This window comes from Gemmiger formicilis (genome assembly GCF_016901605.1).
Lineage (GTDB): Bacteria > Bacillota > Clostridia > Oscillospirales > Ruminococcaceae > Gemmiger > Gemmiger formicilis_B.
Genome location: NZ_JACJKP010000079.1, coordinates 1 through 12505, shown reverse-complemented (window position 1 = coordinate 12505; position 12505 = coordinate 1). Strand labels below are relative to the sequence as shown.

The 12505-nt window shown below is 53.8% G+C and carries 13 protein-coding genes and 2 pseudogenes; 8 read left to right on the top strand and 7 right to left on the bottom strand.

Features of this window, described 5'->3' with window-relative positions; translation table 11 throughout:
* Window positions 1-94 precede the first annotated feature (94 nt).
* From H6B10_RS07840 to H6B10_RS07820, 5 genes and pseudogenes are all read left to right on the top strand, one after another.
* A complete protein-coding gene (locus H6B10_RS07840) occupies window positions 95-457 on the top strand; it encodes a TnpV protein (RefSeq protein WP_204651081.1) in 363 nt (120 codons plus the stop codon).
* A gap of 199 nt (window positions 458-656) precedes the next feature.
* Window positions 657-938, top strand: coding sequence for a plasmid mobilization protein (locus tag H6B10_RS07835; RefSeq protein WP_243427307.1), 282 nt, complete (start codon window positions 657-659; stop codon window positions 936-938).
* A 4-nt stretch (window positions 939-942) separates the two neighbouring features.
* On the top strand, window positions 943-2328 hold the full coding sequence (locus H6B10_RS07830) for a relaxase/mobilization nuclease domain-containing protein (RefSeq protein ID WP_204651080.1): 1386 nt from the start codon (window positions 943-945) through the stop codon (window positions 2326-2328).
* A 28-nt stretch (window positions 2329-2356) separates the two neighbouring features.
* Window positions 2357-2683, top strand: coding sequence for a hypothetical protein (locus H6B10_RS07825; protein ID WP_204651079.1), 327 nt, complete (start codon window positions 2357-2359; stop codon window positions 2681-2683).
* Between the two features lie 173 nt (window positions 2684-2856).
* Window positions 2857-3087, top strand: a pseudogene (locus tag H6B10_RS07820) (transposase); the annotation flags it as partial.
* Window positions 3088-3206: 119 nt separating this feature from the next.
* On the opposite strand, the gene H6B10_RS07815 reads toward H6B10_RS07820, so the two are convergent.
* Both H6B10_RS07815 and H6B10_RS07810 read right to left on the bottom strand, forming a co-directional pair.
* On the bottom strand, window positions 3207-4058 hold the full coding sequence (locus H6B10_RS07815) for a DUF368 domain-containing protein (RefSeq protein ID WP_204651078.1): 852 nt from the start codon (window positions 4056-4058) through the stop codon (window positions 3207-3209).
* A gap of 193 nt (window positions 4059-4251) precedes the next feature.
* Window positions 4252-4614 (bottom strand): sigma-70 family RNA polymerase sigma factor, encoded by a 363-nt coding sequence (locus H6B10_RS07810; protein ID WP_204651077.1) that lies wholly within the window; start codon window positions 4612-4614, stop codon window positions 4252-4254.
* A 233-nt stretch (window positions 4615-4847) separates the two neighbouring features.
* Between H6B10_RS07810 and istA the strand changes: the two genes are divergently transcribed.
* Both istA and H6B10_RS07800 read left to right on the top strand, forming a co-directional pair.
* Entirely contained in the window at window positions 4848-6161 is a 1314-nt protein-coding gene (istA, locus tag H6B10_RS07805) for an IS21 family transposase (RefSeq protein WP_204651076.1), read from the top strand.
* Entirely contained in the window at window positions 6158-6967 is an 810-nt protein-coding gene (locus H6B10_RS07800) for an ATP-binding protein (protein ID WP_177696378.1), read from the top strand. Before istA ends, H6B10_RS07800 begins: the two co-directional genes overlap by 4 nt.
* Window positions 6968-7249: 282 nt before the next feature.
* On the opposite strand, the gene H6B10_RS07795 is transcribed toward H6B10_RS07800, so the two are convergent.
* From H6B10_RS07795 to H6B10_RS07780, 4 genes are all read right to left on the bottom strand, one after another.
* On the bottom strand, window positions 7250-7774 hold the full coding sequence (locus tag H6B10_RS07795) for a flavodoxin domain-containing protein (protein ID WP_204651075.1): 525 nt from the start codon (window positions 7772-7774) through the stop codon (window positions 7250-7252).
* Between the two features lie 77 nt (window positions 7775-7851).
* Complete coding sequence (locus H6B10_RS07790) at window positions 7852-8148, bottom strand: hypothetical protein (protein ID WP_204651074.1); 297 nt, start codon at window positions 8146-8148, stop codon at window positions 7852-7854.
* A 171-nt stretch (window positions 8149-8319) separates the two neighbouring features.
* Entirely contained in the window at window positions 8320-8646 is a 327-nt protein-coding gene (locus tag H6B10_RS07785) for a TnpV protein (RefSeq protein WP_087385888.1), read from the bottom strand.
* Window positions 8643-9539 (bottom strand): DUF4368 domain-containing protein, encoded by an 897-nt coding sequence (locus tag H6B10_RS07780; RefSeq protein ID WP_243427306.1) that lies wholly within the window; start codon window positions 9537-9539, stop codon window positions 8643-8645. The genes H6B10_RS07785 and H6B10_RS07780 overlap by 4 nt, the downstream gene beginning before the upstream one ends.
* Before the next feature lie 332 nt (window positions 9540-9871).
* On the opposite strand from H6B10_RS07780, the pseudogene H6B10_RS07775 reads away from it, so the two are divergent.
* Window positions 9872-11059, top strand: a pseudogene (locus H6B10_RS07775) (IS256 family transposase).
* A 240-nt stretch (window positions 11060-11299) separates the two neighbouring features.
* On the opposite strand, the gene H6B10_RS07770 reads toward H6B10_RS07775, so the two are convergent.
* Entirely contained in the window at window positions 11300-12211 is a 912-nt protein-coding gene (locus tag H6B10_RS07770; RefSeq protein ID WP_204651073.1) for a hypothetical protein, read from the bottom strand.
* Between the last annotated feature and the right edge of the window lie 294 nt (window positions 12212-12505).

The window sequence follows — 12505 nt, the reverse complement described above, 5'->3', positions numbered from 1 at the left end:
GCAGATGCAGCAGGTCATCATCCATCTGCTCCACACCTGGCAGCACAAACGCGGCTACAACAAGGACACACCGGAACGCTGAAGGAGGCACACCATGAAACTGACTTACACCGAAATCAACGGCTATCTCATTCCCGACCTGATCCTCCCCGAAACCGACACCCGCCCCATCGGCAAATACGGTGAGCTGCGGCGGCAGTTCCTGCAGGAGCATCGTTCTGACCTGTTCGACCTCATGCTTCTGGAAGGAACGCTACACAGCCACCTGGCCGATGCTGACGCCGAAGCCCGACAGATGTTAGAGGACACTATCACCCGGATGGCCCGCCAGCAGGGCGTGGATGAAGCCCTCAAACAGGCCGATCCGCTGGCCTGGGCAGGGCGCATGAATGCAATCAAGAATGCAGCCGAGGAAGCGGTCCTGCCGGACCTTCTGTACGGGGATGCACTGGAGTGATTCCTTTTCAGTCCGTACAAAAAGATCTGTCCGCAGGGGTAACGAGCACTGGCTTTGTATAGCTTTTGCAAGCCATACGCCGCCCCAGCGCAGTGCGCTGGCAAGGGGCGCAGCCCCTATGACCCCCGAAAATCCAACAACGCAACAATGCAAAGACCGAGCAGCGATGCCCGGTCTTTTGCTATATGGAGGTGAAATTATGTTGACTCGAAACGTACAGATGAACATCCGGGTGACACCGGAAGAAAAGAAGCTGTTTGAACAGGCAGCCACCCGATGCGGGCTGACACTCTCCCAATACATCCGTATGCGGCTGCGTAATCAGATGCCTCGGCCGCTGCCCACCGCCGACTACCGGCAGGTGCTGGATGCCCTCACCGCTCTCTATCATAAGGACAACACGCCGGAGGTACAGCGGGAGATTCTGGACACGCTGCTGGCCGTCCAGAGGGCAGTTACTGTGCCGCAGAAGGAGGAATGAGAAGATGGCTGTCACCAAGATCTGGCCCGTGAAAGGGCGTCTGGATGCGGTCATACGCTATGCCGGAAATGAAGAAAAGACCCATCTGCCGGACCTGACCGGTCTGTCTGCGGGCAAGGACGATCTGAGCGACGTACTGCAGTATGCCGTCAATGACGCCAAGACCAGCAAGGAAAGCCAGCTGTTTGTCAGCGGTGTCAACTGTGTCCCGGAGATTGCCCGCCAGCAGATGGAGCTGACCAAACAGCAGTTTGGCAAGACCGGGGGGACGGTGGCCTTTCATGCCTACCAGAGTTTCCGTCCCGGCGAGGTTACTCCGAAGCAGTGCCATGCCATCGGGGTGGAACTGGCCAAACGGGTATGGGGTGACCGCTTCCAGGTGCTGGTAGCCACCCACCTGAACACCGACTGCTGCCACAATCACTTCGTCATCAACTCAGTGTCCTTCGTGGATGGCAAACGGTACAACGACTGCAAAAAGACGTATCGTGCCCTGCAGGACGTCTCGGATGAACTGTGCCGAGAGCAGGGGCTTTCGGTGGTAGACAAAAAGGACGCCCACCGGGTGCCTCGCAACCTTTATCTGGCTGAGAAAGCCGGAGAACCTACCCGGTATAACGTCATGCGCCAGGACATTGATCTGGCCATCCTGCGCAGTGAAACGCCCCGAGATCTGCCCCGCATCCTGCGCAAGATGGGCTACGAGGTGGACTTCAACCCCAACCACAAATACCCGACCATCAAACTGCCCCATGACCGCCGCGCCGTGCGCTTCAAGACACTTGGCGAGGAATACACCCCTCAGGCAATGGCCCAGCGCATCCAACAGAATCATGCGATGGGGATTTTCAAACGTATGGAGATCTACAACAAGCGTTACCCGCCGGTGCATCCCCATGACCAGAAGCTGCGTCAGGACTTCCGCAAGGCCATTATGGAGGCGTTCGGCATCTACCGCACCTACCTGTATTACTGCTACCTGTTGGGCAAGCTGCCCACCACAACACCCAACTACCGCCCGCCTCATCCGGCCATGCGGGAGGATTACCGCCGCTGGGCAGAAATCGAAAAGCAGCTGCATCTTCTGGAACGGTATTCGCTGAATACCGCAGAGGACGTAGCTGCTTTTACATCAGAGCAGGAGCAGAAGCTGACTGATCTGGAGACCCGGCGCACCAAGTGCCGCAACCGTTTGCGCCGCTGCCGCGACCCGACCGAGTGCGAGGCCCTCCACACGGAAAAGGATGAACTGACCAAACAGATTACCGAAACAAGAAAGGAGCTGAAAACCGTCCAGCAAATCCCTGCCCGTGTCAAACGTATGCGGGAGAATATCCAACTGTTGAACGACCGGGAGCAGCAGCGCGCCGCCCACCGGAAAGAACGATAATCCACCTATCACAGAAAGGACAAAGACTATGAATCCCAATGGAATTTTGACTACTTACGAAGAACGCATGAAAGCCAACCTGCAGCGGTACCAGCATCCCGAAAAAGCCGGAACTTTCCGCTTGCGCCTTGATCATCGCACCTGGGGCAAGCACATGTGCCTGTTCTGCTACTTTACCGACATGGACACCAGCGAGAAGATCCGCCTGGCCTGCTGGCGCGGTGCTGGGGAGCGCTACGCGCCCCGCAAATCTGATATCGACTTTGCCAAGGTCCGTGACCGCACTGTCTGGCGTTGCACTCTGGCAGCAAACGTGTACGGCATCATCGACTGGATCGACGCGGAGCCGCTGTAAGAAAAGCCCTGCAGGTCCACCATCGTAATATAGGTGAATGAATATTCCCTTTATTGTTTTGGATCGCTAATACCAGGCGTTTCCCTCTGTTCAGACCAGCAAGCCGGACTCGGGTCAGCATAGTAAATATCCCCTCTGCGGCACACTTGACGTTTTTTAACATAACGTCGTGATTTCTAAGAAAACACTGGACCTGTATTCGCACCAACAACGTTGTTGAGAAGCTAAACTTGGAGACCCGCCGCTGTACCCGTGTGGTAGCCAGTTTCCCGGACGACAACTCTGCCCTTATACTTGTCTGTGCCAGACTGCGCCATGTGACTGATACCCAATGGTGAAATAAGAAATACATGAACATGAAGCACCTGGAGGCGGCCCTTGCGGACGCCTCCATCGCTGGCTGACTTCATTTATTCCAGAGACTGCAAACTAAATTTGCGAAAGAATGTTGACACTACCCGCAAGTGGTGTTATGTCCGCCGGGCAAAGAAAACGCCCCCGCTTGCGCGGAGGCATCCGTTCTTCAGTTGTCCTTGGGGAACCGGCTGTTGAACCGGTCCAGCGCCAGGGCGCAGATCACGCCGACCACCAGACAGATCAGATTGGCAGCCAGTGCTCCTGCCGAGGCGGCAAAGCTCTGGTAGGGCACGATCATGAGGGTTGCGGCAATCACAATGCCCACAATGGCATGGAAAGCGCAGGAATACTGGTGGGTGAACAGCGAGTCGATGCCCTTGGCCAGGCAGATCACCGTGACAATGGCTCCCAGCGCCCCGGGCAGCAGTACGTTCACGTCCAGATGGCCCAGACCATCCACAAAGGGCGTGTACAGGCCCAACGGCATCAGCAGGGTGGAAAAGCTCATACCGGGCGCAATGACGCTGAGCGCCACGCAGAAGCCACAGAAGAGATACCAGCCAAAGTTGGGGACGATCCTGACCGACAGCACGTTGAGGGTTCCCAGCAGGGCCAGGACCACCAGGAATGCCACCACCATGGACACCCAGGAAGCACGTGTACGCCCCTGCTCTCCCGCTTCCCGGAAGAGGGACGGCAGCATGCCTGCGATCAGGCCGACAAACAGACAGACTGACTGGTCCGGATAGCTTTCCAGGAAAAAGGACAGCAGATTGGCAATGCCCAAAAAGCCCACCGCCGCACCGAGGATCACCGGCAGCAGGCGGGGCACATGGGTTTTGAAATGTCGGACCGGACTGGACAGCAATTCCATGACCGGCTTGTAGATACCGAAAATCACACACAGGACGCCGCCCGAGATACCAGGCAACACTGCTCCCAGCCCGATCAGCGCCCCCTGCAGGAAACGCATGACCAGACGCACCACAGGCTGACGTCCAACGGAAGAATCTTTCATAGAGAGGATATCCTTTCCCAGTTTTTTCCCAGCAGCCAAAACACCACCCGGAATTTCGTACCATTATATCATACCCACGTATTTCTGAGAAGCGTGACACCTGCTGTATTTCTGTCGCAGAGACAAAGTTTTTTTGTGTGTTTTGCACATTTTCCTGTCGGGCATTCCTGCCTGCGGCCTGTCATCTGCAAGGTCACGGAATCCTTGTTCCCTGCTGCTTCCATTGTACCCGGAGTGCCTGCAGCGCACGCTTTTCAATGCGGGAGACATAGCTCCGGCTGATGCCCAACCGCCGGGCCACCTCCTGCTGAGTCTGTTCCTTCTCCCCATCCAGTCCGTAGCGCATGGCAAGAATACGGGCGTCCCTCTGCGGCAGTGCCTTGACCAGCTGCCGCAGCCGCACGGCGAGATCCCGCTGCTCGCAGTCCTCCTCCATGGCGGCATTGTCCGGCAAAACATCAGCCAGGGTCAGAGTGCCGCTGTCATTGGCGTGGCTTTCCAGCGGTTCCTGCAGGGAGAGCGGCGTTCCTTCCCGCCGGGTATGCCGCAGATGCATCCGCAGCTCATCTGCTTGATGATTTTCTCCCGGTTTTCAAACTGCCGGATTTTCTTCTTGTTTTCCTCAATCTCGGCGGTCAATTCCTCGCGGGTATTCGGGTCGGGAGAAACTAACCTTCAAGTGTCGGGCGTTCGAGACCAAATTTAGTCGGAAAAGATAAAGCCACTACCGATGCTCTTTTAAATCCTGTACACTGGAAAGTGCCAACAACCCAGTGGAAAGGAATAGCGATGAAAGAGCAAAATGGTAATGGCTTTGCACCAAGTATAGCACAAGCCATAGAAGAAATGAAGGCGTTCCAGGGAGACTCCTTTTCCCTGGAACGTATTAACTTGGCCGAATTAGAACGACGAACCGGCGTATCTCGTAGCAGACTGCGCAGACTCAAGAAAAACAGCTTCCAAGATTTGCCTCGGAGCACCAAAGGCAGTAAACATACGGTCACAAAACTCAGCGGTTATACCGGCCTGTTGGACAGTTTGTTGCGCCAAGGAGTCAAGAACTCCTCTGTAGTGTTGGAGCGTTTGCGACAGGCCGGTTTTGAAGGCGGGGCAACCATTGTAAAAGAGTATATCGCCGCCCACAAACACCTTATTCCAGCCAAGCGCCAGTTGGTTGCGGCGCAGGGAAACCGTGGCCGCCGGTACGTCACAAAGCCCGGTGAAGCTTACCAGATGGATTGGGGATTCACTGATGTTCTGGATTACAATGGGCAGACCTACCGAGTTGCCTGCTTTGCTATGATTTGCCACCATTGCGGACAGCGGTATATTGAGTTCTTCCCCAATGCCCGGCAGGAAAACCTGTTTATTGGGATGATCCACGCTTTCCAGTACATGGGGGTTCCGCGTTTTGTGTTAACCGACAACATGAAGAGCGTTGTACTGCACCGAGATCTGGATGGCCATCCAGTCTGGCAGAAAGACTACGAAGCCTTTATGCAGACCCTTACCTTCGAGACAAAACTTTGCAAGCCACGGCATCCCTTCACCAAGGGAAAAGTGGAGCGATTGGTGCGTTTTGTGAAGGACAATTTCCTGGCTGACCGGGTGTTCTGTGATCTTACAGACCTCAACTGGCAGGCGCTGGAATGGTGCAACAAACAGAACGGAACCTACCGCCGCACTGTGGATGGTGCGCCTCAAAAGATTCACGAAACTGTATGTGGAGAACGACTGCGTATGGTTCCGGAGGATGCCGTCCGATTCTATCTCTGTCCAGAAAGGAAAATATCCTTTGACGGCTTTGTAAATTACGAGGGTCGGCGTTTCGGAGTACCTTACAGCTATCCTGGTGCAACAGCCAGAGTGGAGCGCAGCGGTGATTTGTTGCGCATCTATTCTGCCGATCTGAAAGTGTTGCTGGTTACACATACCGTTACCTGGAGCCGCACTGACAGTTTCTGTGAGGGGCAATACGAATCCTTGGTACAGCCTGAAGAGTTCCCTACAGCACCCGTGCAAACACAGATTTTACAGCTTCCAAAATCCTCGCAGGATCTTTCCTTTGCCAAATTTGATTTTGACAAGGAGGACCAGGTATGAAGGAAACAATCTTTGAGCAGGTGGCAACCGCTGCCTCTGTTTTAAAGCTGGATCTTTCCGCAGAGGAATTTGCGCTGTTCGCGGAAGACCAGGAATTCTCAGAGACTGGATTAGAAGCCGTGCAAATGCTCTTTTCCTATCTCAGCGAAAAGAAGCAGCAGACCACTATCCAGACTTTGTTGAAACTGAGCCGCCTTCCTACAAAGGTGCCTAAAACCTTTGAGAACTTTGATTTCTCACTGCTCAAGGGGAAAGATGTGGAGCGTCTGAAGGTTCTGGCGTCCTTGAATGCCATCTACTCTCACCGAAACCTGGCCTTTATTGGTCCGGCAGGTACAGGTAAAACACATCTGGCACAGGCTTTCGGCTACGCCTGCTGCCAGCACGGATTGAAGACCTATTTCATTAAGGCATCTGAACTCCGGGACCGATTCACGGCAGCCAGACGTTCCGGAAAGACCGATTCCTGCCTCAACGGTCTTGTGCGCCCCTCTTGCCTGATTATTGACGAGATTGGCCACTGTGCCTTTGACAAAGAGAATACCCGGCTGTTCTTTGACCTGATTGACCGGCGATACAACAAAGAAGGCAGTTTCAATATGATCTTCACCAGCAACAAGAACCCGGCTCTCTGGCGCGAGGATTTTGAGGAAGACGCTACCTTGCTGTGTACGCTGGACCGCATCTTTGACGATGCTACTGTGTTTAAGCTGCGTGGTGAAAGTTTCCGGGGAAAGAAACTGGAGACCGTTTCTTTGCAAACAGGCAAGATACCTGCGGTTGAGCCGGTAGTGGCGCAGGAGTAACCAATTTATGAGTGCTGGGTTGTTGGCACTCTTTTTATTTATTCTGCTGGCTCCGACTTTTCCGACAAAAATTGGTTAAATACTCCCGACAAAATATGGTCGCGATCTCCCGACGCCAACACGGGTTTTCTCTCTCGGTTTCGTCATGGGTGGTCGCTCCTTTCTGCCCGTAGGCATGGAAAAAGGACAGTCGAGAAAATCGGCTGCCCTTGTGGGTGGTTTGCTTAGTTTTACTTCGTATTGCTCGATAAATATGGATTTGCCTGCTTAACAAACAGGTGTTTATCGCTTAATACATTCAAGTATTGGTTCAATGTATTTCTTGTCAGTCCAGTCGCAGCTGCTGTCTCCGGCTGCCATTAATGCCTTTTCCCATATTTCGTAATCAGATGGATCTTTTTTTGCAACAGCCTTTCTAAGTAAGTTGCATAATATTCTATCTTTGAAAGACATTGCGTCCATATCCCATGCGCCGCGACAGTAAAAGACTGGAATATCAGATAAATTATCTTTCATGTTATGCGCTTTGATTTGCTGAAATGTATTTTCTTCATATGGAGATGCACCGCAACAAAATACAATGATCTTTTTGTCCGTTAATTTATTGATATTCTTTTTTAGAAAAGACAAGCCGGCAATACCGGAAGCATATATTCCTCCGCCTAAAATAATAGAATCATATGTAATAATTTCATTAATATCAGCTTTTTTTGTTTCTATACACTGAAACCCGGTTTCCTCGGACAGCCATTCAGCGTATCTTTTTGTAGCGCCGTATTTTGATTGATATAGGATTACTCCGTTCATAAATTGATCTCCTTAAATTCAGATTTGACATCTTACCTCTCAAAAAAATATAGCACAAAATTATGAATAAATCCACCTCATGTCAGCTTGTCGACGGCATTGTTCTCTCTGGCATATTGCCGCGCCGCTTCCCGGCGTTCCTCACTGTATGGGGCGGTCAGACGGAAAGAGAAGCGGCCTTTCTCAATGTCAAACTCCATGCAGCCCGTTTCCGGGTCTGCGTCGGTCTGCTGGCAGATCGCCGGATAACGGCGGCTGTATGCAAGCAGACGCTTTTTCAAGGCGGTGTTGTGGGTGCGGATATGGATTGTGGGGTCTTTCTCGTCAAACCAAATATCGGTGGTCTTTTCCTGCTTGGTAAGCCCTGTTCTCATAAACTCTCCTTTCTGCGCCCTTGTTACGCAATAGGGGCATTTTTCGGGTGTTTTCTCCGGCTCTTGACTTGGAAAAAACGGCGTTTTTGACGATAAAAACCGCCCGGACGGGGAATGTATCGTCGGGGCGGCTGTTATCGCAAGATTTCCGATTTTTCCGGCTCTTGACCGTTAAACATAGATTAGCTCATGCATTACGATTTCCTCGGCTCTCGCCTTGCAGTTGTTCATCAAACCTACCCATTTCATCGGGTCGGCGGCTTTGAGGGCTTCGGTGGCTCCCGCTTCTCTGGCAAGGCGGGGCATGAGGTAGTCCAGCATATCCCGCGCCGCCCGGTCTGTTTCCGCAAGGTGGGGGTATAGCTTCTCGCTGGCTACAAGGGCGGTATAAAGGCGGTGGCGGTATTGTTCCAGATAGGCTTTCCGCAGCCGCCCATAGTGGCCGATATGAGGCTTCGGGGTAATAGGGCGGTTCCCGTTGTCAATCAATCTTCTCATGCGATTTGTTCTCCTTTCTCGTCCTGCTTCTTTTTGTGGTAGTTCTCCCGCCTTGCAGCAAGGAAGTTTTCATACCGGGCTTGGGCTTCGGGATTTCCGGCTGCGGCTTCCTCGTACATCTTCTGGCGGGATTTCTTGGTAGCTTCACTATGATATGCTCGCCGCCTTGCAAGCTCGGCGGCTGCGGCGGGGTCGGTTTCCGCTTGGGCTTTCAGTTCTTGGTATGCGTTCTTCTTCCGGCTCCGGCTGGCTTCAAGGCGTTCCGTTTCCTCTGGCGTGAGTGGCTGGCCTGCGTCCAGTGCGGCGGCAAGCTCTTTCAGCGTCCGGGGCTTGGGCGGCTGTGCCGCTTTCTGTCGCTCATACCATGCCTTGTGCTGGCGGTTTTTCTTCTCCCTGTGGGCGGCAAGGCGCTCTGCTTCCTCCGGCGTGAGGTCGGCTCCGGCCTTTTGCAGCGTGGCAAGCTCCTTTAAGGATTTTGGCTTCGGGGGCTTTGGCGGTTCGGCGGCTTTCCGCTTCTCCCGCCATTCCTTTTGCCATGCCCGGTTATGGGCTAACCGCGCTTCATCTGCCGCCTGTTCCTCTGGGGTCAGCAAGCCCGCTTTCTTCCTCGCGGTAAACTCCCGTTTCTCTGCCTTGCGCTTTTCTTCCCGCGCCTTGGCAAGCTCCTGTGAATGGGCTTCCTTTGCGGCCTGTTCCTCCTGCTGGCGGCGTTGTTCCTCGGCTTCCATTGGGGTAACGATATGGGCGGGGACTTCAAACGCGCCGATGAAGTTGAGGTAAATATCTATCCGCTGACGGCGGCTGTTCCCGCGTCCCTCGCCCTCATGGACAACGACTTTTTCGATAAACTCGTTGAGCATGGGCGTTGTCAATTCGGAAAAATCAGTGTACAAGCGGATTTAATATCCTCCGTTCCAGATGATAGATAGTCTTTTGCAAGTTTTTTGCTTGAATTCAATACGGCATTAAACATTTCTTTTTCTAAGCGAGTATTTTGATTCCGCAACCATTTCACTAACTGCATATATACAATGTCGCGTTGAAGGGCTGCCTTTTGAGAATTGGCTTTAGAAACAACCCCTTGAACATATTTTCTATAAAAAGGTGATGAATTTGAGATAGCGTATAATCGAGTTCGCAAAAGCAAATAAAAATAGACAAGCCATTAGGGCTCCTGTAAAATGAAAGTTGTCCAGACAATCACGATACAAAGGAGAAAACCCTAATGGCTCAAAAGAATCATACCACAAATCTGACCGAATTGCTACTGCAATGTGTAGCACAACCGGATCCCATGCTGAGTATGCTGGAATGGCTGTGTGCCCAGCTCATGGAGGCCGAAGTAAGCCAGCAGCTGGGAGCGGAGAAAAGCGAACGCGCCGAAAGCCGCAGCGGGTATCGCTGTGGCTACCGGCCTCGCAGACTAGATACCCGAATGGGCACCATGTATCTCATGGTGCCGAAGGTACGTCAGGGCGGTTACATACCGTTCTTTGTTACGGAGCGCAAACGCAGTGAAGCGGCACTGATCCAAGTGGTGCAGGAGGCCTTTGTACAGGGCGTATTCACTCGTAAGATGGAAAAACTGGCCAAGAGCCAGGGAATTGAAAGCCTGTCCCGCAGTCAGGTCAGTGAGATGACAAAAGGCTTGAACGAGCAGGTAAATGCTTTCCGCAGCCGCTCTCTTGCCCAAAGCAGTTATCCCATTTTGTGGGTGGATGCTCTGTACGAAAAAGTTCGTATGGACGGCAGAATTGTAAGTATGGCGATACTGGTGGTCTGTGGTGTGGATGAGCATGGCTAGCGAGACATTCTGGCGATAGAGCCCATGTTGAAAGAGTCGGAAGAAGTGTATCTTCAGCTTTTTCGAGGATTGCAGGAACGAGGACTTTGTACGCCCCGACTGGTTGTTTCAGATGCACACGCCGGACTTGTTGCCGCTATCCGTAAAGGCTTCCCAGGAGCAAGCTGGCAACGGTGCAAGGTTCATTTCATGCGTAATATTCTGGCGCATATTCCTCACAAGGACAAAGATGCCTTTGCCCAGAATCTCAAGACTATCTGGCTGGCTCCCACCAGAGAACAAGCTCGCAAACTGGCTGAAGAAATCTGCAGGCAGTACAAGCACCGTTTCCCCAAAGCCATTTGCTGCCTGGAAGACGGTTTGGAGGACTCTTTGTCGTTCTATGCTTTTCCACAGTTGGATGCAAAAAAGATTTCTTCTACCAACGTGTTGGAACGGCTGAATCGGGAGATCCGTCGCCGTTCCAGTGTGGTAGGAATATTTCCCAGTGCAGATGCCTACACCAGACTGGTTACTACTTACCTCATGGAATATGCAGAAGATTGGTCTGCCTCCAGGGCATACCTCAGTGAACAATCTGTTCAGGCAATGTTGCGACCAGCAGCTTAACTTCTTATTTTACAGGAACCCTTTTTGCGAACAATACTTGACGCGGGCAAATTCCTGGCAGCAAATTTAAGTTTCACCCAGTTCGTCACCTGTGCCAAACCTCTGTATTGCGTAGATAGTGTTCATCATTCTGCTCCCTATTACGAGAAAAAAGGCTACCGGACGGTGGCCTTTTTCAACAGATTGAGCGCGTCCCGTGGGGCGTGCTTTTTTGGGGTGTGTGCAGGCCCGGGGCGGGGGTTACCGACCGGCGAGCACATAGAGATACCGCGCGTTGCCGGCGGCGTCGTAGATGGTCATGTACAGATCGTCCCCCTGGACTTCAAAGCGGAAGTTAACTTCCAGATCGTTCTCCCCCTCGGGGAAATCGCAGGCGCAGGTCCAGGACCCGCCACCGTTGTCCACCAGCCGCTGGTAGGGGCGGCTGCCGAAGCGGAACGCGTCGATCATAAAAACGTCGAACGGGCCGAACGGGTTGGGGGTGCCCTCCGGGTTTTCTTCGCTCTGGGTGTAATCCGTCACCAGGGTGTACATCCCCCAGTCCTCCGTGGGCAGCGGGCTGGGGGCCCTGTCGTAGGTGGGGCGGACATAGTAGCCCACCAGATTGCCCGCGGCGTCCATCCGGGTCAGCATTTCCCGTTCGTCGTTGCGCTCAAACAGGAAGGCGTCGGTCAGCGCGTTGTCCTCGAGGCGGGCGCGGTAGATGAAGTAGCTGCCGTCGCCGTTGTCGACGGGGGTGTCGCTGACGTTGGAGACGTTCTCAAAGACGAAGAAGTCGTCGCTGTCCTTCGCGTCGACCCAGGCGCCCTGCCAGGGCTTGGAGGCGGGTACCAGGCCCGCCATCTCGGTGGTCACCGGCTGGGACATCGGCGAGGGGCCGTCCTCACCGGAAGCGGCGGGGGGCGGGGATGCCGGCGCCGGGCTGGCGGGCGTTTCCTCCGGCAGCGGGATTTCTGCCGCCGCAGACCCGCTGCCAGGCGTCTCGTTGGTGTCCCCGGCGGGCCGACCTGTACAGCCTCCAAGGCACAGCGCCAGGGCCAGGATGCAGGCCAACAGGGCCGGCATGGCGGAAGTCGGGACATTGGCCCCGCAGCAGCGGTCAGGCAGGGCGGCGTCCCGCTGCGGGGCGCCGTGATTGTCGCAGTATTTCATAGGTTTTCCTCCTCGTTTCCCCTATTATACCGCATTTTTGCCAGCAGAGAAACCCCCGAGGCAAAAGATCTGGGGCGGTGCTTCGGCCATATTTTTCCATACTTTCTTGGCCGAAAGTACGATAAGAACTTCCGACGAAAATGCATACCGGGGGAGCACGCTGAAAGATGCCACCCTGGCTGCGCCCCCCTGATGGTCGAACGTCAGCGGGACGGATTGTCCCGGTGGTCGGGCCGCTCCAGCCCATTTCCAATGTTCAACCCCTCCATGTATCGTCTGTACCGTTGCGGTGAG